At 60.7% G+C, this 19,452-nt stretch carries 28 protein-coding genes and 1 pseudogene; 24 read left to right on the top strand and 5 right to left on the bottom strand.

Annotation, left to right across the window (positions count from 1 at the left end):
- Position 1 precedes the first annotated feature (1 nt).
- The 9 genes and pseudogenes from ACO550_RS27475 to ACO550_RS27435 all read left to right on the top strand — a co-directional run.
- On the top strand, positions 2-592 hold the full coding sequence (locus ACO550_RS27475; RefSeq protein WP_315596094.1) for a phage neck terminator protein: 591 nt from the start codon (positions 2-4) through the stop codon (positions 590-592).
- Between the two features lie 10 nt (positions 593-602).
- The gene (locus ACO550_RS27470; RefSeq protein ID WP_315596148.1) at positions 603-2,078 is read left to right on the top strand and encodes a DUF3383 domain-containing protein; all 1,476 of its coding nucleotides are present in this window, start codon (positions 603-605) and stop codon (positions 2,076-2,078) included.
- 11 nt (positions 2,079-2,089) lie between these two features.
- Positions 2,090-2,533 (top strand): tail tube family protein, encoded by a 444-nt coding sequence (locus ACO550_RS27465; protein ID WP_315596093.1) that lies wholly within the window; start codon positions 2,090-2,092, stop codon positions 2,531-2,533.
- Positions 2,534-2,535: 2 nt separating this feature from the next.
- Positions 2,536-3,009: a phage tail assembly chaperone gene (locus ACO550_RS27460; protein WP_315596092.1), complete on the top strand. Its 474-nt coding sequence runs from the start codon at positions 2,536-2,538 to the stop codon at positions 3,007-3,009.
- Between the two features lie 50 nt (positions 3,010-3,059).
- The gene (locus ACO550_RS27455; RefSeq protein ID WP_315596091.1) at positions 3,060-3,209 is read left to right on the top strand and encodes a DUF6889 family protein; all 150 of its coding nucleotides are present in this window, start codon (positions 3,060-3,062) and stop codon (positions 3,207-3,209) included.
- A complete protein-coding gene (locus ACO550_RS27450) occupies positions 3,184-4,893 on the top strand; it encodes a phage tail tip lysozyme (RefSeq protein ID WP_315596090.1) in 1,710 nt (569 codons plus the stop codon). The genes ACO550_RS27455 and ACO550_RS27450 overlap by 26 nt, the downstream gene beginning before the upstream one ends.
- Positions 4,890-5,474 carry a phage baseplate protein gene (locus ACO550_RS27445; protein ID WP_315596089.1) on the top strand — a complete coding sequence of 195 codons (585 nt, stop codon included), beginning with the start codon at positions 4,890-4,892 and terminating at the stop codon, positions 5,472-5,474. The genes ACO550_RS27450 and ACO550_RS27445 overlap by 4 nt, the downstream gene beginning before the upstream one ends.
- Complete coding sequence (locus ACO550_RS27440) at positions 5,475-5,786, top strand: phage baseplate plug family protein (RefSeq protein ID WP_315596088.1); 312 nt, start codon at positions 5,475-5,477, stop codon at positions 5,784-5,786.
- Positions 5,786-6,238 (top strand): annotated as a pseudogene (locus ACO550_RS27435) (phage protein); the annotation flags it as partial. The gene ACO550_RS27440 and the pseudogene ACO550_RS27435, both read left to right, overlap by 1 nt.
- Before the next feature lie 842 nt (positions 6,239-7,080).
- On the opposite strand, the gene ACO550_RS27430 reads toward ACO550_RS27435, so the two are convergent.
- Entirely contained in the window at positions 7,081-7,446 is a 366-nt protein-coding gene (locus ACO550_RS27430; RefSeq protein WP_315596086.1) for a hypothetical protein, read from the bottom strand.
- 10 nt (positions 7,447-7,456) lie between these two features.
- On the opposite strand from ACO550_RS27430, the gene ACO550_RS27425 reads away from it, so the two are divergent.
- From ACO550_RS27425 to ACO550_RS27365, 13 genes are all read left to right on the top strand, one after another.
- Positions 7,457-8,182: a Gp138 family membrane-puncturing spike protein gene (locus tag ACO550_RS27425; protein ID WP_315596085.1), complete on the top strand. Its 726-nt coding sequence runs from the start codon at positions 7,457-7,459 to the stop codon at positions 8,180-8,182.
- Position 8,183: 1 nt separating this feature from the next.
- The gene (locus ACO550_RS27420; protein ID WP_315596084.1) at positions 8,184-8,537 is read left to right on the top strand and encodes a contractile injection system sheath initiator; all 354 of its coding nucleotides are present in this window, start codon (positions 8,184-8,186) and stop codon (positions 8,535-8,537) included.
- Entirely contained in the window at positions 8,537-9,718 is a 1,182-nt protein-coding gene (locus ACO550_RS27415; RefSeq protein WP_315596083.1) for a baseplate J/gp47 family protein, read from the top strand. The genes ACO550_RS27420 and ACO550_RS27415 overlap by 1 nt, the downstream gene beginning before the upstream one ends.
- A 1-nt stretch (position 9,719) precedes the next feature.
- Positions 9,720-10,382, top strand: coding sequence for a baseplate wedge 1 family protein (locus ACO550_RS27410; protein ID WP_315596082.1), 663 nt, complete (start codon positions 9,720-9,722; stop codon positions 10,380-10,382).
- 9 nt (positions 10,383-10,391) lie between these two features.
- Positions 10,392-11,396 (top strand): hypothetical protein, encoded by a 1,005-nt coding sequence (locus tag ACO550_RS27405; protein ID WP_315596081.1) that lies wholly within the window; start codon positions 10,392-10,394, stop codon positions 11,394-11,396.
- A 309-nt stretch (positions 11,397-11,705) separates the two neighbouring features.
- A complete protein-coding gene (locus tag ACO550_RS27400; RefSeq protein WP_315596080.1) occupies positions 11,706-12,746 on the top strand; it encodes a methyltransferase in 1,041 nt (346 codons plus the stop codon).
- A complete protein-coding gene (locus ACO550_RS27395) occupies positions 12,739-13,131 on the top strand; it encodes a hypothetical protein (RefSeq protein WP_315596079.1) in 393 nt (130 codons plus the stop codon). Before ACO550_RS27400 ends, ACO550_RS27395 begins: the two co-directional genes overlap by 8 nt.
- A gap of 70 nt (positions 13,132-13,201) precedes the next feature.
- Positions 13,202-13,786: a glycoside hydrolase family 19 protein gene (locus ACO550_RS27390; RefSeq protein ID WP_315596078.1), complete on the top strand. Its 585-nt coding sequence runs from the start codon at positions 13,202-13,204 to the stop codon at positions 13,784-13,786.
- A gap of 29 nt (positions 13,787-13,815) precedes the next feature.
- Entirely contained in the window at positions 13,816-14,154 is a 339-nt protein-coding gene (locus ACO550_RS27385) for a hypothetical protein (RefSeq protein WP_315596077.1), read from the top strand.
- A complete protein-coding gene (locus ACO550_RS27380; RefSeq protein WP_315596076.1) occupies positions 14,138-14,566 on the top strand; it encodes a hypothetical protein in 429 nt (142 codons plus the stop codon). Before ACO550_RS27385 ends, ACO550_RS27380 begins: the two co-directional genes overlap by 17 nt.
- A complete protein-coding gene (locus tag ACO550_RS27375; protein WP_315596075.1) occupies positions 14,563-14,736 on the top strand; it encodes a hypothetical protein in 174 nt (57 codons plus the stop codon). Before ACO550_RS27380 ends, ACO550_RS27375 begins: the two co-directional genes overlap by 4 nt.
- Positions 14,733-15,248, top strand: coding sequence for a DUF2514 family protein (locus tag ACO550_RS27370; RefSeq protein ID WP_315596074.1), 516 nt, complete (start codon positions 14,733-14,735; stop codon positions 15,246-15,248). The genes ACO550_RS27375 and ACO550_RS27370 overlap by 4 nt, the downstream gene beginning before the upstream one ends.
- Positions 15,249-15,311: 63 nt before the next feature.
- Positions 15,312-15,932, top strand: coding sequence for a hypothetical protein (locus tag ACO550_RS27365; RefSeq protein WP_315596073.1), 621 nt, complete (start codon positions 15,312-15,314; stop codon positions 15,930-15,932).
- Here the strand turns inward: ACO550_RS27365 and ACO550_RS27360 are convergent.
- The 3 genes from ACO550_RS27360 to ACO550_RS27350 form a co-directional block, all read right to left on the bottom strand.
- Positions 15,924-16,352 (bottom strand): hypothetical protein, encoded by a 429-nt coding sequence (locus ACO550_RS27360; RefSeq protein WP_315596072.1) that lies wholly within the window; start codon positions 16,350-16,352, stop codon positions 15,924-15,926. The two genes, ACO550_RS27365 and ACO550_RS27360, sit on opposite strands and share 9 nt — an antisense overlap.
- 227 nt (positions 16,353-16,579) lie before the next feature.
- The gene (locus ACO550_RS27355; protein ID WP_315596071.1) at positions 16,580-16,957 is read right to left on the bottom strand and encodes a hypothetical protein; all 378 of its coding nucleotides are present in this window, start codon (positions 16,955-16,957) and stop codon (positions 16,580-16,582) included.
- A 534-nt stretch (positions 16,958-17,491) separates the two neighbouring features.
- Positions 17,492-17,701 (bottom strand): hypothetical protein, encoded by a 210-nt coding sequence (locus tag ACO550_RS27350; protein ID WP_315596070.1) that lies wholly within the window; start codon positions 17,699-17,701, stop codon positions 17,492-17,494.
- Between the two features lie 177 nt (positions 17,702-17,878).
- On the opposite strand from ACO550_RS27350, the gene ACO550_RS27345 reads away from it, so the two are divergent.
- Positions 17,879-18,205, top strand: a complete 327-nt coding sequence (locus ACO550_RS27345; protein WP_485995030.1) for a hypothetical protein — start codon at positions 17,879-17,881, stop codon at positions 18,203-18,205.
- A 45-nt stretch (positions 18,206-18,250) separates the two neighbouring features.
- On the opposite strand, the gene ACO550_RS27340 is transcribed toward ACO550_RS27345, so the two are convergent.
- Positions 18,251-18,580, bottom strand: coding sequence for a DMT family transporter (locus tag ACO550_RS27340; RefSeq protein WP_315596068.1), 330 nt, complete (start codon positions 18,578-18,580; stop codon positions 18,251-18,253).
- Positions 18,581-18,966: 386 nt separating this feature from the next.
- On the opposite strand from ACO550_RS27340, the gene ACO550_RS27335 reads away from it, so the two are divergent.
- Positions 18,967-19,446 carry a hypothetical protein gene (locus tag ACO550_RS27335; protein WP_315596147.1) on the top strand — a complete coding sequence of 160 codons (480 nt, stop codon included), beginning with the start codon at positions 18,967-18,969 and terminating at the stop codon, positions 19,444-19,446.
- The last annotated feature ends 6 nt before the right edge of the window (positions 19,447-19,452 follow it).

Below are 19,452 nucleotides of genomic sequence, written 5' to 3'. Positions count from 1 at the left end.
CATGGCAAACACCAGCGCCACAGGCGGCTACCTTGCGCCGACGGCGCCGGTACCGCCCGATGACGATGAACTGGACAACCTGCTGCAGGAGCTGGTGGCCGGCGTAACGGGTCTGCCTGGCGCCATGGTGCGGCCGCGCTGGCAGCCGACCGTGCCGAAACAGCCGGAGCCGTCAGAGAACTGGTGTGCGATGGGCATCACGGTGCAGGCGAATGACGCCAGCCCGGCGATCCAGCATGATGGGGATGGCGACGGCAGCGATGAATACATCCGGCATCAGCAGATCGACATGCTGTGCTCGTTCTACGGTCCGGCGGCGAAGGGGTACGCCCAGCGCCTGGCCGACAGCATGTCCATCCCCCAGAACAGCGAGCAGCTGGCCGCGAATGGCATGAAGTTCGCGCGCGCGAGCGACATCCAGCCCGCGCCGGCGCTCATCAACCAGCAGTGGAATCGGCGGTATGACCTGACGCTGACCCTGCGCCGCAAGATCACCCGGACCTATCCGGTCCTCAACCTGTTGTCCGCCGAAGTGCAAAGCACCACCGACTCGGTGCCGCTGGTGGCCGCGACGACCAACATTCACCAGTAGAGGGATGACCATGTCCAACGGACTGCCGGTATCGCGGCTGATCAATGTCACCATCAACATGTCGCCGCTGGCGGCCCAGGGCGCCAACCTGAACACGGCTCTGATCCTGGGCGCATCGGCGGTGATCGACACCAACGAGCGCATGCGCTCGTACGGCACCATTGATGCCGTGGGCAGTGACTACGGTAACGCCGCGCCGGAATACCTGGCCGCGCTGCTGTACTTCCAGCAGACGCCGCAGCCTTCGGAGCTGAAGATCGGCCGCTGGGCAAAGACGGCCACCGCCGGGTCGCTGCGCGGCGCAGCTCTGTCGACCGCCCAGAAAGACATCGCAGTGTGGAAGGCGGTCGTAGCCGGTTCGTTCAAGATCACGGTCGACGCAACGGTGAAGACCCTGTCCGCCCTGGATTTCTCGGGCGTGACAAACCTGAACGGCGTTGCCACGATCATCCAGACCGCGCTGGCCGGTGCCGGCTTCGTGTGGAACGGCACCCAATTCGTGGCCACATCGCCGACCACTGGTACCAGTTCGAAGATCAGCTTCGCCACGCCGACCGGGTCGGGCACCGACATCTCGGCCATGCTCGGCATGACCAGCGGACTGGCATCGGTGCCAGTCGACGGCATTGTTGCCGAAGCCCCGGACGCGTGCGTGAACATCTTCCTGGACCGCTTCGCGAACAAGTTCCTTGGTATCCAGTTCGCCGACACGGGGCTGACCAATGACCAGCACGTGGCCGTGGCCGACCTGATCGAGGCAGATCAGCGTCACCTCTACGGCGCCACCACGCAGGAGCCGCAGGCACTGGATGGCACGGCCACGACCGATCTGCTATCGCGCTTCAAGGCGAAGAGCTACAAGTACTCGTTTGCGCAGTACTCGAGCAACAGCCCGTATGCCGCGGCGTCGTTGTTTGGCCGTCTGCTGACGACCAATTTCAACGCCAACAACACGACGATCACGCTGATGTACAAGCAGGAGCCGGGCATCGTGCCCGAAACCCTGTCGAGCACTCAGGCCAACGTGCTGCAAGACAAGCGCGGCAACGTGTTCGTCGAATACGACAACGACACCGCCATCGTGCAGTACGGCGTGACGCCAAGCGGCATCTTCATCGACTCGGTCTACAACTCGATCTGGTTCCGAAATCGCATCCAGACAGATGTGTACAACCTGCTGTACCAGAGCCCGACCAAAATCCCGCAGACCGATGGCGGCAATGCACTGATTGCCACTGCCATCGAGGGTGCCTGTGCGGCCGCTGTGAACAACGGCTATCTGGCACCGGGTGTCTGGAACTCAGGCGGCTTCGGTGCGCTGAAGCAGGGCGACACGTTGGCAAAGGGCTACTACGTCTACGCGCCGCCGATCGCTCTGCAGTCACAGGCCGACCGCGAGGCGCGGAAGTCGGTGTCGTTCCAAGTCGCGGCGAAGGAAGCCGGTGCAATCCACAGCGTTGACATCCTGGTCAACGTGAACCGCTGATAGGGGAAACCATGTCCGGAACGTATTCGTTCATCGATGTACAGGCCTCCATCGTCGGGCCCGGCGGGGCTTTCCAGCTGGGTTACGGCGAGGCTACGGCCGAAGAAGGCATCACGGTCGCCATGGCCAACGACAAGAACGCCATGACCATTGGCTCGGATGGCAACGGCCAGCACAGCCTGCGCGCCGACAATTCGGGCCAGATCACCGTCCGCTACCTGAAGACGGCGCCCGTAAATGCCACGCTCATGGCGTTGTACAACGCCCAACGTATCGATAGCCGACTGTGGGGCAAGAACATCATCACGGTGTCCCAATCGGTAGCCGGCGACCTCGTCGCGGCGACACAGTGCGCCTTCAAGAAGGTGCCTGACCTGACCTATGCCACCGAAGGCGGCACGGTCGAGTGGGTGTTCGATTGCGTGCGCATCGACGAAATGCTGGGGACTTACTGACCATGGGCCGTGAAATCCAACTCTTCGGCAATGCCTACTCGATCGGGCGCCTGACTGCAAAGCAGCAGTTCCACGTGTCGCGCCGCATCGCGCCGATCATTCCGCCGCTGATCCCGGTGTTTGTGAAGCTGGCGAAGACGAGCGGCGGAGCTGCCGGCGCGATGGGGGCGCTGACGCAAGATCTTGATGGCTTTGGCCAGGTGCTGCAACCGTTTGCCGACGCACTGGCGGCCATGAACGATGCCGATGCCGACTATGTCATGGACAACTGTCTGACCGCCGTTCAGCGGCAGCAGCCCACCGGCTGGGCGCGCGTGGTATCGACAGAGCAGAAGACGCTCATGTTCCAGGATATGGACATGGCCGTGATCCTGCCGCTGGTGCTTCAGGTCATCGTGGCCAACCTCGGCCCTTTTATTCAAGGGCTGCTTACAAGCCAAGCGAGCAGCCCGGAACCGGCGGCACAGGCTGGCTGAGGCACCTTCCGAATGGCGAGGAATTCCTGCTCGCGCCGGTAAAGGCTCAGATGTGCAAGTACGAATCTCTGCTCGACGGCACGCTTGGCCTCGAAGACATCGCGCTGATGAATGACTTCCTCATGATGGAAGCCGACAACCAGGCGGAAGCGCGCCGCATTGCGGAACGAAACAATGGCCCAAAGCACCGTCATCCGTGAATTCCTCGTCGCCCTGGGCTTCAAGGTCGATGAGAAGGGCCTGAAGAAGTTCACCGACGGGGTCGAGCAGGCCACCAAGGGCGTCAAGCAGCTGGTGACGACTATCTCGGCATCGGCGCTGGCCGTGAGCGTTGGCGTGTCCGCGCTGGCGTCGAAGCTGGAGAACCTGTATTTCGTCTCGAAGCGTACAGGTGCGTCGGCCACTAGCCTGAAGGCGTTCGACTTCGCGGCGCGGAATCTGGGCGTTTCGACTGAGACCGCTTTCGGCGCCGTCGAGAGCTTGGCGAAGTTCTTGCGCAACAACCCGGCCGGTGAGGGATACCTTGCTTCGATCGGCGTAGAGACGCGCAATGCCAATGGCGAGCTGCGCGACACAGTCGACATTCTTGCCGACATCGGAACCGAGCTCGGCAAGCGCCCGACGTGGTTGGCCAGCCAGTATGGGAATGTTCTCGGCATTGACGAGAACCTGCTGCTGGCCATGCGCGACGGCGATTTCGCCAAGTTCATGCAGCAGTACCGGGAGATGTCCCGGACCAACGGGCTGGACAAGGCCGCCGAGGACGCGCACGCGTTCATGATCGCCCTGCGCGGGCTGGGCACGACCTTTGAGAACTTTGCCATCAAGGTGGAAGGCGCTTTACTGCGCAAGGTCGGTCCGCAGCTCGAGCGGTTCCAGAAATGGTTTGAGGATCATTCAGACGAGATTGCCCGCCGAGTGGCAGAAATCGCCAGCGCTATCCTGGCGGCAGTGGCCGCGCTTGGGCCACCCCTGTCTTGGCTTTCCGACAAGTTCATCGAACTGGATAAGGCCACCGATGGTTGGTCAACGAAGATTCTGCTGCTAGTTGGCGCGTTCGGCGCGCTGGGCGGCTTCAAGATCGTCGGCGGGATCTGGAAGATGGCGGCGGCGGTGCGCGCGCTTGGCGCTGCCAATGCCGCAGCCGCAGCGGCGGGTGGCGCCTCTGCGGCTGGTGGGGCTGCAGGCGCCGGGGCTGCTGCCGGGGCGGGCGCTGGTTGGCTGGCCCGCTTTCTGCCGTGGGCAGCCCGGATTGGCGGCGCGGCTGCGCTCATGTTCCACAGCGGAGGCCTGAACAATGGCGAGGACGCCGAACTGGCGCGCCGGCGTGCGGCGGCCGGGCAGCCTAGTGGCTCGGGCAACGCCGGCGGCGATGCCGTGTCGTTCTTCCAGCGCATGGGCTGGACGCATGACCAGGCTGTGGGGATCGTGGCCAACCTGCAGCGCGAAAGCGGCACCGGGCTGAACCACCAAGCCGTCGGCGACGGCGGCCGCGCCTATGGAGTAGCTCAGTGGCATCCAGACCGCCAGGCGAACTTCAAGGCATGGTCTGGAAAGGACATCCGGGATTCGTCGCTGATGGAGCAGCTGCAGTTTGTGAACCACGAACTGACGCAGGGTGCAGAGCAGCGCGCCGGCCAGTTGCTGCGCGCTGCGCAGAACGCTCAGCAGGCAGGCGAGATCGTGTCACGCTACTACGAGCGGCCAGCACAGGCGGATATCGAGGCTGCCCGCCGTGGCGCCGCTGCCGTTGATCTTCAGCAGCAGACCAACATCAACCTCTACGGTGTATCTGACCCGACTGCAGCTGGCCGCGCGATCGCAGACGAGCAACGCCAGGTGAACGATGACATGGTGCGCAACATGCAGGGGGCGTTCTCGTGAGTTTCCTTGACTTCATCACTCTGGTGCCGAAGACCATCGGCCCGGTGAGCGTCGGCTGCTCAATCGAGGAAGACCATCAGGACGAGATTCAGATCACCGAGCACCCCGTAGAGAAGGGCGCCCAGATCAACGATCACGCGTTCAAGCTGCAACCGGAAGTGACGCTTCAATGCGGCTGGTCGAATTCCGACCTGGCTGCGCTGGTGGGCACGCTGGAATCGATCTTTGTGGGTGGCAGCCTGCCGTCGGCTGATTACATCAGCACGGTGTATTCACGACTATTGGCGCTGCAGGAGACGCGCCAACCGTTCGATGTGGTGACTTCGCTGCGCATCTACCGCGACATGCTGTTCAAATCGCTGCGGGTGCACAAGGATCAGAAGACCGGCCAAGCCCTGAGCGTCACGGCCACCCTGAAGCAGATTCGGATCGTCCAGACGCAGGCGACGACACTGCCGCCGAAGGAAAGCCAGGCCGATCCGAAATCAACAGCGGAAACACTGATCTCTGGCGTCAAGGCCGCGCTTCCGGCCGTGCCGGTACCAGGCGGTGCTGTGCCACCCGTCGTATGGGACTTCTAAGTGAACATCTACGAGATTCCGCTCACGCCTGACCCGCAGCGCTTCACGGTCACGCTCAGTGGCGTGGACTACCGGCTGACGGTTCAATATCGGAATGCTGGTGGCGCCGGTTGGGTGCTCGACATTGCCGACACCAACGGGCAGCCGTTCGTGTCAGGCATCCCGCTGGTAACTGGTGTCAATCTGCTGGGGCAGTACCGGTACCTGGGCTTCGGGGGCGGGATCTGGGTGCAAGGTGCCGAAGACCCAGACGACGGCCCAACGTTCGAGGATCTGGGAATCGGTTCGCATGTTTTCTGGGTGACGGAATAATGGGCGTCCAGCAATTTGGCCGGAAGGTTTCGGTGCTCGTTGGCCAGGACAGCGGTCCCGCTTTGGAGCTGTCAGAGCTCCGGGTGGTATTCCGGGTGCAGCGTGGTGATCTGCAAACGCCGAACTCGGCCCGGATCCGGGTCTACAACGTATCGGAGTCCACGAGGCAACGCATCGAGAAGGAATTCAGCCGGGTAGTGCTGCAGGGCGGCTATCAAGGTAACTTCGGCATCATCTTCGATGGCACCATCAAGCAAGTCAGGCGCGGGCGCGAAAGCCAGACAGATACCTATCTGGACATCACCGCTGCGGACGGCGATTCGGCATACAACTTCGCTGTCGTGAACACCACGCTTGCCGCCGGCTCGACCGCGCTGGACCATGTGCAGGCGTGCACACGTGCGATGTCGCAGTACGGCGTGACGCTGGGTTATACGCCGTTTGGCAATCCGGCATCCTCAAAGCCCACGGCCGACGATATTGCCGCCCAGCAGGCCAAGGTGGACGCCGCGCGTAAGGCGCTCGACGCGAAACAGAATCAGCAGTTGGCCTTGCTGGCGCAGGTCAAAGATCTCCGGGTTCAGTCTGAACAGCTCAGCCAAGCCGGCGACGAGGCAGGCGCTATTGCTTTGCTGAGACAGGCGCAAGGTCTGCTGGGACAAGTGGACGATCTAGATAAGGAAGTCAATGCGCTGTATCTACCAGCATGGCAGCGCGAGACCGCGAAACTGAAGGCCATGCAGGCAGCCGCGGCGGCGCCCGATCCCCCCGTTGCGTCTCAACAAGGCCTGCCGCGCGGCAAAGTCATGTTCGGCATGGCGCGTGACTTCATGCGTTGGACGGCTCGCACGCAGCAGGTGGTGTGGAGCATCCAGGACGGCAAGGCCATCATGGTGCCTGAGACGTCCTACATGCCTGGCGAGATTCCGGTGATCACTGCCGAAACGGGCATGGTGGGGTTGCCCGAGCAGACCCAGAACGGCATCACGATCAAGATGCTGCTGAACCCCAGCGTGAAGATCGGTCGGCTGATCAAGATCGACAACGCGAGCGTGCAGCGCTACGAGTACAGCCTGAACGTCGGGCAGCAGGCCCAGAACGAGCGGATCCAGCAGCAGGCGAAGCTGCAGGACGACGGGTACTACTACGTGACGATCGCGGAACACTCCGGCGACACGCGGGGGAATGAGTACTACACGGAAGTGATATGCCTGGCGGCCGACGCCACGGTACTGCCGGACAATTTTAAGGACAAGGGTGCCGTGCCGCCTGATAACGTCATCAAGCGGTTCGGCTAGCGCCCGTATGTAGGTAGCGCCTTGATGGTCATCGTGCTGCGGTCTGCCTCGACATCGGCCAGCGGCATGACGTTCAGCGACATGGACTTCGTCGGCATCTTGGGCACCACGATGATGGCATTGCCATCGATGTCCTTACCCCAGCACCCGATGTCCCAGACGCCGCGGAAGGATGCATAGGCACGCATGTCCTTGGCGTGGGCAAGTGGCAGTTCGCACTTCTTCTGCAGGTAGAGGATGGTGGGGAAGGGGTTGTTGACCGTCTGGCCCACCTGCATCCCGGCGAACGGATACACAAAGGCTTCGTCGGCAACAGCGCCCGTCGAAACGGCTAGCGCAGCAATTAGAACCAGCTTCTTCATAGCGACACCCATGGACAGACGAGAGAGGGTAGGCGATCCCGAGACTGCGCTCCGGGAGGCATTGGATGGGATGCGCGCGGGCCTTTGGACGGCTCTTCCTGGAATCATCGATTCCTTCGATCCGGACGCCATGACCTGTCAGGTCCAGCCTGGAATCAAGATGCTGGTCCGGCAGTTGGACGGGACCACAGTATCGATTCCGTTGCCGCTACTGGTGGACTGCCCCGTGCAATTCCCATCAGGTGGCAATTGTAGTTTGACCTTCCCGGTTGCTCCAGGAGACGAATGCCTGGTCGTATTTGCCTCGCGGTGTATCGATGGTTGGTGGCAGTCAGGAGGTGTCCAAGAACAGGCCGAGCTGCGGATGCACGACTTGTCGGATGGGTTCGTGCTGCTGGGCTTCCGGTCACAGCCGCGCGTGCTGGCGAACGTGAGCACCAGCGCGGCGCAGCTGCGTACGGACGATGGACAGGCCTTCGTCGAGGTGAATGCCGCCACGCACGCGATCAACATCCAAACCTCGGCGCCGGTCAACGTCACCTCTTCCTCGTCGGCGCGCGTTACAGCCCCGAGCATCCTGCTCGGTGCGACCGGCCAGTCGTTGCTGTCGTTTGTGACCTCTGCATTCCAGGCGCTGTTCAACGGGCATACGCACCCGGAAACAGGCAGCACGACTGGCGTACCAAACCAGCAGATGGGCGCCGGCCACCTGACCAACACTGTAAAAGGCGGATGACATGCGGTACCGAAAGCTATCTGCCACTGGTGACTTCGTCTTCGGTGGGCAGCAGGCCGATTTTTACAAGGACCTGCCCGAGGCAGTTGGTCAGGCCGTGCTCACGCGCCTGCGCTTGCTGCGCGGGGAATGGTTCCTCGACAAGACAGCCGGCACGCCATGGAGCACCGAAGTGCTGGGCAAGTACACGAACGGCACCTACGACGCGGCGATTCGCCAGCGGATCCTGGGCACGCAGGGCGTGAAGGAGATCGTCGCTTACTCGAGCGCGGTAGACACCGAGAAGCGACACCTAAGCGTGTCCGTCACGATCAACACCATCTACGGCACCACCACAGTTGAGGCGACTCTGTAATGGCCATCACCACGACCGCACCGACGATCGATGCCAGCGGTATCACGGCGCCGACCTATGCCGACGTGCTCGACTACTTAAAGGGGAAGTTTCGGGCGATCTATGGCCCGGACACATATCTGGAAGAAGACAGTCAGGACGGGCAACTGCTGGCGGTATATGCCGATTCCATCAACGACGCCAACGCGGTGGCCGTGGCGGTATATCGATCCTTCAGTCCTGCCACGGCACAGGAGGATGCCCTTTCCAGCAACGTCAAGATCAATGGGATTTCGCGTAAGGCAGCATCCTTTTCGACGGCGGACTTGCTGATCATCGGCCAGGCCGGCACCACCATCACCAACGGCGTCGCCACAGACACGAACAAGAACAAGTGGACATTGCCGGCGAGCGTGACTATTCCGCCATCTGGGCAGATCACGGTTACTGCCGCGTGCGCTTCGATTGGGGCCATTGCGGCGGGAGCCGGGACCATCGCCCAGATTGGCACGCCGACGCGCGGCTGGCAGTCCGTGATGAACCCGGCTGACGCGGCCGAAGGTGCGCCTATCGAGAAGGACGCGGCGCTGCGACAGCGGCAGACCGTTTCAACGGCCCTCCCGTCGTTGACAGTGCTGGACGGCATTATTGGGGCTGTGTCCAACATTGCTGACGTGACGCGCTTGCGCGCCTACGAGAACGACACGAACGCAACCGATGCGAACGGGATCCCAGCGCATTCGATCTCACTGGTGGTCGAGGGAGGCGACGCCACTGCGATTGCCCAGGCCATCGCCGCCAAGAAGACGCCCGGATCTGGCACGTACGGCACGACAGCAATTGTGGTGCTCGACGTCTATGGGCGACCGATCACGATCCGGTTCTACCGGCCGACGACGGCGACCATTACAGTTGCCGTGACTGTAAAGGCGTTGACCAGTTACACCACAGCGGTGGGCGATGCTATCAAACAGGCCGTCTCTGACTATATCAACGCCGTGTCCATCGGTGGTGGCGAGTCGGGAAGCGTCGAGTGGGCTGACGCGATCACGGCGGCCAACAGCGTAGGTGGCGGTACCGCGTTCAAACTGACGGCGCTAGCGCTGACAGGCCCGGGCGGCGCGGGCGTGCCTGATGTGGTTCTGGCATTCAATCAGGTTGCCGCATGCACGCCGGCGGCCGTGACCCTGACGGTGACGTGACATGGTGGACATCACCAAGTACACCGGCCGAATCACCAGTGAGCACAACCAGCAGCCGGACTTCATGGCCGTTGTCGAGACGCTGGCCCAGCCAATGGTCGACCTGCAGAACCTGATGCTGGGCATGCCGGGGCAGTTCGACCTGGACACGGCCGTGGATGCGCAGCTCGACGATGTTGGTCTGTGGGTGGGCATCTCGCGCAACGTGCCGGTACCGTTGACGGGCGTCTATTTCTCGTTCGATACCGCGGGGCTCGGCTTCGACCAGGGCAGCTGGAAGGGCCCATTCGATCCGGACACAGGTCTGACCCGCCTCGATAACGAGACCTACCGCCTGGTGCTGCGCGCCAAGATCGGCGCGAACCACTGGGATGGAACGCTGGGATCGTCCAAGGCGATCTTGGATTCGATCTTTGGCGGTGGCACGTTCGTCTTCATCCAGGACAACCAGGACATGACCATGACGATCGGCATTGCCGGCGTCATACCGTCCGCCGTCTTTCTTTCGCTGCTCAGCAATGGACTGATCCCGCTGAAGCCGGAAGGGGTCGGCATCAACCTCGTCATCGTTACCTCAGGTGATGGGACGCCGATCTTCGGATTTGACATGGAAAACGATCTCGTGGCCGGCTTCGACGCCGGTGCGTGGGGCACACCTTTGTAAGGACTATCAATGGCAACGAACGATTTTCTGGTATTTGGCGGTGGCGCTGGCGCCAACGTCATTGCGCAGGTCACGTATTCCGGCCTGGCCGCACGTATGGCAGGATTTTCTGCCGGTGTCGCGCAGTCAGCGCAGCTCAATAAGGTGTGGCGGCAGTCGAGCATCATGTCTGCCGTGCTGGCACAGTTTGTGTCCGATTTGACAGGCCAGGACGTGCTGGACGATGGCACTACCGCCACGATTCTTGCGAATCTGAAGGCTGGGGTGCGGGCGCAGTCTATCGGCGTAGTCGGTACCATGCGCAACGGAAAGATGAGCGTTGCTGCCGCTTCTGCCTCGGCGACGTTCAGCGCGGATGAAGTGGTGGTGGAGTCTGCTTTGGGCGGGCTAGCCTACCGGGTTCCAAGCTTCAGCAAGACTATCAACCTGGCGACCACTGGTGCAGGCGGCATGGACACCGGGGCTGCGCCGACCAATGGTTTTGTGGCGCTGTACGCGATCTATAACCCGACGACAAGCGCAAGTGCGCTGCTGGCAACGAATGCAACAAGTGCTGTACAGCCGGAAGTGTATGGTGGCGCGAACATGCCTGCCGGATACACGGCTTCCGCTCTTGTTTCGGTATGGCCCACGAACGCGAGCGGGCAGCTTAAGGTAGGGCAGCAGTATGACCGAAGGATTGACGTCTCGACCTCGTCGGTGATTACGACGACCACAGCAGGTACTACGGATGTGTCTATCGCCGCCATAGCGCCTCGTAACGCAAAGTTCGTCAAGGGCTACATGGCCATCACTGCGACGGGGTCGGGGAACGCATTCATTGTTTTGATACCAACATCAACGCTTTCCGTTGGCCAGGTGCAGCAGAACGTGTCGCCCGGAACGGGAGGGGGGATCTTCTACCAAAGCTTCTCCGGATTGATGGTAGTGACCCCTCAGCAGATTCGCTACACTTTCTCCGGTTCGGCCGGCACTGTCACCTTCGACGTCGGTATTGGCGGTTTCGAATTCTGAGGCAACAAATGGTCAAAGTGCATGTTCAATTCGCTGACGCTGACGAGTCGCAGGTAGTAGCGTACTTTGCGGGCCCACAAGATCAGGACGATTTCCCACATCAAGGCGTCATTGAGGTAACGGATGCACGGTGGCGTGCATTCTACGAGGCAGCGGTTCCTGACGGGGTTCACGGGGTGTCATCACTGCCGTTTCCAACTGGGTCATAGCGCGGTGACTAGTCGAGTGCTGGGACATTTGGCCAAGTCCGTAGTGCTTTGGGATATTATTGATGCCCTTGGCAATTTTGCCTTCTGAATTGGTGCCGTCGTGTCGACAACGCTTCAATGTCCGTCGTGTAGTGCTCAGTCGCTATCTTCTCTGGAAACCGAGGGCGCGATGTCATGCAAAGCGTGCGGGACACAGTTCCCATGCGCCGATGGCATTCTTTGCTTCGTCCCAGAGGGCGTTTTTACCAAGCTGGATGATCTGGACTACGACGAACACTATTCAGTGTCTGATGAGACGTCGCTACAAGTTTTCGCGGATGTAAAGGAGACGTTGGGGCGGCGCCTGAAGGGGAGCTACGACGTCCTTGTGGAAATTGGAGCCGGTACAGGTGGATTCACCAAGGGTCTGCTCAAGAATATCAGTATCAACGAGGCGATCGTTACCGACATATCGCCCAAGATGCTCTCCATTTGCAAAGCGCGGGTAGAGAACGGTGAGCATTTGGCCAAGAAGGTCACGTATGCCACATACAGTTCTGCCGAGAGGATTTTCCCTCCTGAGAGCGTGGACTGCATCATCGGAAATTTCGTACTTCATCACATTCTCGACTATGAGGGATTCTTTAAGGACTGCTTTGCTACCTTGAAGCACCGCGGAACTCTCATCTTTGCAGAGCCAGGGTTCAAGTATCATCAGGCGCTTGTTCTTTCGATGTCTGATGTGCTTGAGACGTTGGTGCGTGGTGGTGATAACAACGCTGACGAGGATTTGATCCGTCTAGGAAACTGGATTCACGAACTGCACTTCAACTTAAAGTATGTTGGTGATGCAGAAGTGTTGGCAGACCGCGAGGACAAACATCTGTTCTTGCGTGAAGATGTCGAGCGTGCAGCGAAGACGGCAAATTTCCAGTTGGTTGAGGTCGTGCCATATGGCGATCGTCGCGTCACACGTTGCCTGGAGAGCTATTTGCCTCAGTTGGGACTTTCCAGTCCTTTCCTGGAGAAGGTGACCAGTCTTTTCGAAGATTGCTACCCAAAGCACTTTGGAGCGCTTGATAGGGACGATGCTGTCCCGGCGTATATTTTCTTCTTTCGGAAGCAAAGCGGCCTGCTTTCAACGATTTTCAAATATGCCTGAACATTCGATTGATACATCGCCTCGCTTCCATGTCGACCTGTCCATCGATACGGTCGATGGTCGTGCACGCTTTAATGTGTCGGGATGGGTGTGTTGCCGCGTGGATGTCCACAAGCTTTACCTTCGATCCGAAGATATCGAAGTCGGTGCCCCGATAGGATTTCCTCGCCCAGATGTGCACAAAGCCATCAATGCTGACGGCAGCTTCCCATTCTTCAATTCCTACTTCTGTGGTGTGAACTCTGAATTTCATCTAACTGATGAGCAACTGGCGCGCCTTCGCGATGGAGGGATGAAGGCAGTATTTGCAGACAGAGAAGGATTGAGCTTGAGGACGATCGAGTTCCGGTTCGATGATGGAGCTTCCGTGGCGCTTTCTGGGTAAGCCTCAGCACCGCTTCAACTACATTTTCTGCAGCCCGCCTTGAGCGGGCTTTTTCATTTCTGGAGGTTTCATGGACAAGCAGCTCTTCCGCGTTGCCACGGGACTGACGCAGACGATGGCCGATCGCTGGTGGCCGCACGTCGGCGCGGCCTGGAGCGAGTTCAACATCGTGACCGCAGCGCGGCAAGCCGCATGGATTGGGCAGGTCGGCCACGAGTCCGGCGGCTTCATCTACACCCGCGAGCTTTGGGGCCCAACGCCGGCACAGCTGCGCTACGAGCGCGACTTCAATGCTTCTTGGCCACCGCCGGATAAGAACGCCAGAAACCAGAAGGCTTTCGAACTGGGAAACAACCAGGCCGGCGACGGCAAACGTTTCGCGGGTCATGGCTTGATTCAGATCACGGGCCGGGCGAACCACCGCGCATGCGGGCTGGCACTGGGCGTGGATCTCGAAGCGATGCCGGCGATGCTGGAGACGGATGCCCTAGCGGCGCGCTCGGCTGCGTGGTTCTGGGACAGCCGCAACCTGAATGCGCTGGCTGACTCTGGCGACTTCGTGACGCTGACCCGGCGTATCAACGGCGGCATCAATGGTCTCGATGACCGGAAAGAACGATGGGACCGTGCCCGCCGGGCGCTGGGCCTCCAATGACAGCCGCATACACGGCGACCGGGGAAACGATGGACCTGAATGATTTGAACGTGCCGGGGGGCACTGGCGGCGCACTGGGTTTCATCGTCGCCGCGGTGAGCGGGGCAATCTGGTTCATCCGGAAAGCGTGGCGCAATGACAAGGTCGACGGCGCTGAGACACAGGCCCAGATCGACATCATTGCCAGGCTGTCCGAGCAGGTTGACAAGGCCAATGCACGCGCAGACCTGGCCGAGCAGCGTGCCGACACCGCTTACAAGGAACGCAATGACGCCTACCGCGAGATTGGCGAGCTAAAGGGCACGATCGCGGCTTTGACGGCGGAAGTGCGGCTGCTGAAGGAGAGGCTTGATGGCAAGGATTCGTGAATGGATGGCGCGCCACCGTGCAACGTTTGTCCGCACGGCGCACATGCTGGAGGCGGTCACGCTGATGGCATTGATGGTCGGTGGTGGAATGGGTGCAGGCTATGCGCTTTGCCAGTGGCAGTCGCGCGAGATGCTGGCGCAGCAGCGAGACGACCACCAGGCCGAGATTGCCCGATTGCAGGGGGCATATAGCCAAACGCTCGAAGCGCTGACGCCGAAGGTCGCGGCAGCGGCCAATGCATCAGCACAGGCGGCGGAGGCTTCCGTGGAGGCGGCCAAGTCCGTGAAGCGCGCAGCTCGCGCGCCGGCCGTGCCAGCTCCAGTCGCCCGCACGATGTCCGAAGCGGATCGAGAGCAGGTGAACCGTGATATCGAGGCAGCGAACCGGAAGGTGAGGGAGGCCCGAAAGTGAGATCTATCCTGCTTTGCCTGGCGCTGGCCGGCTGCACCGTGGCAGCGCCACCGCCCGCCCAGCCGCGCCGCGACTGTCCAATCCTGCCAACCTTGAAACCCGGCGACGATGCGAGGCAGCACATCCGCATCATTGCCGACATCTACGCGCGCTGCGCCGCTACCCCATGAGCCTATTCGATCCACGTGTCTGGTTGGCCGTGATCCTCGGCCTGGCGCTAGCCTACGGTGGCGGCCGGTGGCAGCAGTCCACCCACGACAATGCGGCCTACGCTGCCGAGCGCACGAAGGCTGCGCTGTCCGCCGCCGTCGACCAGGTAAAGGTTGTCGACCGTGCGCGCGCCGAGGAACAACGCCGCACCGCGGCACAAACGGAGATTGCAAATGTTGCGAAACAGGATGCGGATACGGCACGCGCTGATGCCCGCGCTGCTGGTAACGCTGCTGACCGGCTGCGGCAGCGTGTCGACCAGCTACTTGCCGCCGCCCGAACCACCAAAGATACCGGCGTTGCCGGCGGTGGCCAGGGCAAGCCAAGTGGTGACCCCCTCGATGTGCTCGTCGACGTGCTCGGCCGGTCTGACAGAACTTCGGGCATCTTGGCTGACTACGCCGACCAGCTCAAAGTAGTCGGGCTGGCCTGCGAGCGATCCTACGATGCGCTGATACCCCGTGTGCGGTAACTGGAAGGAATTCTTGGGGTTTTCTTGTGGCTACAATGCTGCGTTCAAGATGGAGGAAAGGCCATGAGAGTGTCGGAGATTGTCGCGGCTGCGTTCGCCCTAGCGGATGAGCGTGATCGTGGACTGCAAAGAAGGTGGATCGATATTTCTTTCAAGATTGGCCCCCGCGTGCCGGGATCTCTTCTGACCTTATCAGTTCAGCGAGTGGGTCGGTTGGACTCGCTGCTGCGAACCATGGAGGCGGAATTTTGTGGCCTAAAGGAAATCGATGATGACGCTGCCAGCGAAGAGCGCTCGCTGTTGTCCGAGGCATGGGTTGGATCTCTCTACGAGATTGTCCGGGCGATGGAGGAGCGGAAAGTGCATCCAGCCGGGGAAGAGTTCTCGCAGATCCACCACGACCTACGGTTGATCCGCATTCCTATAGAGAAATATCAACTGGCACAGGACTCGAAACTTCGGGGGCCGATCGAATTCGTGCGAGAGATGCCCCGCCCGGGGGATGTCCCTCACATCTACGATCGTAAAGACATCAATCGTGCTCACATAATGCCTATGCAGATTTCGTCGAGAGGCGCCATGGCTTGGCTTGCCACTGACCTGAAGGCGGCCGAATCGCGGTGGATTGAGCGCCAAGATCTCAGTGATCGTTTTATGAACCTGTGGGACGTGCCTTCAGCGTAGGTGAGCATCCTCGTCGACGTCCTCAACGCCTATCGACACAGGCAGGCTTGCCTCCTGTAAAGCAACGGCCCAAACTGCCTCGGCCAGCCGCCGCCATCCATAGCTGCTCGCAGCTCGCTGGACAGCTTCTGACTTCCAGACACGCTCGAACGCCTCGGGATCGAAGTCCGCATCCTTGAACAGCCTGGTCTGGCTGGGCATGCTGGCCAGCAAAATCTCCAGCTCGTAGCGCACGTCCTCCAGGTAATCGCCAGCCGGCTCACCCAGACCATTCTCCCAGCCGTGGAACCCGTTGGACTCGGTGCCAGCGTGCAGCCGACCCATCGCTTCGAGAAGGCGCACCGCAACCTGTCGGACGGTCGGGGCGTTGGCTGTGGGTGAGGGCGCCTGGCATCCGGCGGCAGATTTGGTGTTGCCCATGGCGTGTGATTTTATGCTGTACATATATACAGTATTGCGACGTCGCAACATGCGCGAGAATGGGCCCGCGTCACCGCCCTGTGCCCGCCCTCTTCAGCTAAGTTAATGAAGTGCCAGCGATTCTCTTTAGGGGCACGGGAAGGGGCATCAAGAATCTTCACAATATTGTCTTCGGCGAAAATAAAGGTATTCGACCGATTTTAGGATTCCTGTCGGCGGGACCAAAATCAAGTCTTCGGTAGCAGCTTCCGCCACCACGGCCCATACCCAGGGTCATATGGGGCCTTCCAGCCATCGTGAATACGGTCAATGGCGTCCTGCTGGCAAACGCCTGCGTCGATCAGGCGGTGCATCTCGGTGTTGGCCGCTTTGCTCTGAAATACTCGGGAAGTAATGGGATCTACATCCGGGCACGGTGGCGGGCCCGTGTTGACCGGGATGAGGTCGCAGAACCACGCCCTACCGTCGCATACGCGACTCTGGTCTCCTCTGGTCGAGAAGGATAAAAATCCGACGGCCAGGAAGCCAATCACAATCAAAGCCGCGCGTCTGCTCGCGAATTTCCAGAAACAGATAACTGCTGCCAGCATGGCGATAGCGCCCATTCCGTAGTTCTCCTTACCTAGGCCTCGGGCGCCAGTTACCGCAGCAACGACTTCCGAAGATCAATGTGTTGCGTCAATGCTGCTGCGGCACTTCTGTCTTGCGGCCGCCCGGGACTGGCAAGACGTGGTATCCGTTGCACTTGAGTTCCTGGACCGAGTGGGGCACGAACGGGATGGGCTTTCGCTCGACCAAGAGCATGGGAGAGAGTTGGTCGAGGGTGGACGCAATGGAAGCGCACAACATGGAACAGTCTGCGCGCGGCGGCAGTGGTCCGCTATCGGAAGGCGTCCGACATATCTGGCGCCAAAGGCAAAAAAAAGCCGCAGCGCATGGAGCGGCGCGGCGGCGAACGATTTAGGCTTGGGTGCTGTTTCCAGCGGAGGCAATACTCTTTGATTCTTGCTAGGACTGAAAGCACCCTTGCGAGGTAAGTGCCCGTCCTACAGGGTGAACCCCTGGCGAGGCCTTCCGCTGAGATTTCGGTTTGTCAAAGGCTTGTGTTTGTCGGCAGGACCAAAATCAAGTCCACGAGATCAGTTCAGGAAGAGCTTGGCGAAGGCGATGGATGCCGCGATCAATCCGGCCGTATAGACCGCCGGCAGCCAGCGATGTTCTCGATGCAGCTTTGAGGCTTCAACGTTCAGCTTTAAGGCTTCAGCATTCCGCCTTGAGGCTGCAAGATTCAGCTTGATGGACTCGGCTATCAGTTCGCTGATTTCAACTTTGGTCTCTAAGGTGTTCAAAGCCTTCTCCTTTGATGATCAATGGAGGTTAGCGCTGTCGGGCCGACGCAAGCAATGCGTCCAGTCAAGCACCTGCCCATCCCCACCCCGATTTCCCTCAGCCACACCCCACAACCCGCTATCATGTCGGCTGCACGCCGCAACCGCCGTGCGAACGTCTGTTTTCCCTGCCGATACATGCCCCTAGTCCGGACGCTTTCCCGCTGCCTGCCAGCGCTGGCCATGCTTGTCTCCGCTCCGCTTCTGGCGGTGCAGCCGGCGTCCGATCCGGCTTTGGCTGATACGTCGGGTTGCGCGGCACTGGTCGATATCGTGCAGGAAAGCCTGCGTGGCGAGATTGATGTGGCGTGTCCGAAGGATGGCAAGGAAGCCTGCGAGAGCAAGAACGACCAGATTCGCTCGTTGCTGGACATCATCGACCAGCGCCGCAAGCGCAAGGACGACGAGTGCGAGACGCTGGTGCAGGTCAACCGGCTGCTGCGCACGCTGCCGCCCAAGACCTGAAGCGGGACGGCGCAGGCCTGGGTGGCCTGCTCAGTGGTTTGTCACTCAGTGGCTCATCTTCGAGAACAACTGGATTACGGCGACGCCCGCGATGATTAGCGCAATGCCGATCCATGCCGCCACGTCCGGCACCTGCCGGTAGAGCACCGACGCGATCAGCGTCACCAGCACGATCCCCGCACCGCACCAGATTGCATAGGCCACGCCCACCGGCACGGTCTTCATGACCTGCATCAGCAGCCAGAACGCGGCCACATAGCCGGTGACTACCAGGACGCTGGGCCACAGGCGCGTGAAATTCTCGGCGGCCTTGAGGCTGCTGGTGGCGATGACTTCGGCAACGATGGCCAGGGCAAGGAGCAGGTATCCGTTCATCAGGCTGCTGAATTTGGCTGTCAAAAGAGATGGTTAAGGCGCTTCTGCCCAATATTATGCAAGACCTCCCCCAAATGGGGCTGCAGAATGCGGCCTGGAATGCCGAAAACCGAGATGCCACGCGGGTTTCCGGCGGTTTGCTTACCCTCCCTTGCGGTGGTTGTGCCAAAGCCAATACCGGTCTTGAATGCAGGTAAGAACATAAAGACATAGCCGTCCCGGGATTGTGAACGAGGTGGCCATAAAAAAGTCGCGGTGAAGTGAATCCATCGGTCTGACCATGCCGGCATCAAAAATTGCGCCGGTGGCGGGCGGCTGGGTGACGGGCTTAGGGGAGCTGTATGAAAAACGATCTGGGCGTGGCTACCGTGTGGCCCGTCGTGCGGATGCCTGATGTCGAAGAGCCATCGGAGCACCGCGACGAATCCGGGGAAGGTGTGTGGCAGAACACGATTGCCGCCGCCGATCACGCGCTGGAAGAAGCGTCGCGCATTCAGCGCGGTGTCCAGCAGAATCTGAAGCTGATGCAGGAAGTGCGGGGGCTGCGTGAGGAGTTACGCCGCGCCCATACCGAAATCGACCGTTACCGCGGCATGCATGCGCGCGTAGTGGTGAGCATGCGCCAGCTTGAGGAAGATCACAGCGCAGAGATGGCGCGGTTGCAGGCAGACAATGAAATGCTGCTGGTGCGGCATCGGGTCTACAAGCTGCTGGCCGAGCATTACGCCACGGCGGCGCTCCGGTTCGATCCGGCGGTATTTGCCGAGCACCGTGACCGTGTGCTCGAGCACGTGCTGTTCCAGCGCCGCAAGGGCGTGCCGGTGACGCAGATTGCTGCAGCGGAGATCGCCTTCCTGCTGTTCTGAGCCGCA

This window comes from Cupriavidus sp. (assembly GCF_057315035.1).
This window is presented reverse-complemented; position numbering and strand designations above follow the sequence as displayed.

Bases quoted from the DNA above. Each gene is read 5' to 3' on its own strand.
- ACO550_RS27405 (WP_315596081.1), top strand. From the start codon at position 10,392: ATGGCAACGAACGATTTTCTGGTATTTGGCGGTGGCGCTGGCGCCAAC.
- ACO550_RS27465 (WP_315596093.1), top strand. From the start codon at position 2,090: ATGTCCGGAACGTATTCGTTCATCGATGTACAGGCCTCCATCGTCGGG.
- ACO550_RS27355 (WP_315596071.1), bottom strand. From the start codon at position 16,957: ATGGGCGCTATCGCCATGCTGGCAGCAGTTATCTGTTTCTGGAAATTC.
- ACO550_RS27475 (WP_315596094.1), top strand. From the start codon at position 2: ATGGCAAACACCAGCGCCACAGGCGGCTACCTTGCGCCGACGGCGCCG.
- ACO550_RS27460 (WP_315596092.1), top strand. From the start codon at position 2,536: ATGGGCCGTGAAATCCAACTCTTCGGCAATGCCTACTCGATCGGGCGC.
- ACO550_RS27365 (WP_315596073.1), top strand. From the start codon at position 15,312: ATGAGAGTGTCGGAGATTGTCGCGGCTGCGTTCGCCCTAGCGGATGAG.
- ACO550_RS27360 (WP_315596072.1), bottom strand. From the start codon at position 16,352: ATGGGCAACACCAAATCTGCCGCCGGATGCCAGGCGCCCTCACCCACA.
- ACO550_RS27395 (WP_315596079.1), top strand. From the start codon at position 12,739: ATGCCTGAACATTCGATTGATACATCGCCTCGCTTCCATGTCGACCTG.
- ACO550_RS27390 (WP_315596078.1), top strand. From the start codon at position 13,202: ATGGACAAGCAGCTCTTCCGCGTTGCCACGGGACTGACGCAGACGATG.
- ACO550_RS27430 (WP_315596086.1), bottom strand. From the start codon at position 7,446: ATGAAGAAGCTGGTTCTAATTGCTGCGCTAGCCGTTTCGACGGGCGCT.
- ACO550_RS27370 (WP_315596074.1), top strand. From the start codon at position 14,733: ATGAGCCTATTCGATCCACGTGTCTGGTTGGCCGTGATCCTCGGCCTG.
- ACO550_RS27425 (WP_315596085.1), top strand. From the start codon at position 7,457: ATGGACAGACGAGAGAGGGTAGGCGATCCCGAGACTGCGCTCCGGGAG.
- ACO550_RS27450 (WP_315596090.1), top strand. From the start codon at position 3,184: ATGGCCCAAAGCACCGTCATCCGTGAATTCCTCGTCGCCCTGGGCTTC.
- ACO550_RS27345 (WP_485995030.1), top strand. From the start codon at position 17,879: ATGCCCCTAGTCCGGACGCTTTCCCGCTGCCTGCCAGCGCTGGCCATG.
- ACO550_RS27455 (WP_315596091.1), top strand. From the start codon at position 3,060: ATGTGCAAGTACGAATCTCTGCTCGACGGCACGCTTGGCCTCGAAGAC.
- ACO550_RS27335 (WP_315596147.1), top strand. From the start codon at position 18,967: ATGCCTGATGTCGAAGAGCCATCGGAGCACCGCGACGAATCCGGGGAA.
- ACO550_RS27385 (WP_315596077.1), top strand. From the start codon at position 13,816: ATGGACCTGAATGATTTGAACGTGCCGGGGGGCACTGGCGGCGCACTG.
- ACO550_RS27420 (WP_315596084.1), top strand. From the start codon at position 8,184: ATGCGGTACCGAAAGCTATCTGCCACTGGTGACTTCGTCTTCGGTGGG.
- ACO550_RS27380 (WP_315596076.1), top strand. From the start codon at position 14,138: ATGGCAAGGATTCGTGAATGGATGGCGCGCCACCGTGCAACGTTTGTC.
- ACO550_RS27410 (WP_315596082.1), top strand. From the start codon at position 9,720: ATGGTGGACATCACCAAGTACACCGGCCGAATCACCAGTGAGCACAAC.
- ACO550_RS27415 (WP_315596083.1), top strand. From the start codon at position 8,537: ATGGCCATCACCACGACCGCACCGACGATCGATGCCAGCGGTATCACG.
- ACO550_RS27340 (WP_315596068.1), bottom strand. From the start codon at position 18,580: ATGAACGGATACCTGCTCCTTGCCCTGGCCATCGTTGCCGAAGTCATC.
- ACO550_RS27470 (WP_315596148.1), top strand. From the start codon at position 603: ATGTCCAACGGACTGCCGGTATCGCGGCTGATCAATGTCACCATCAAC.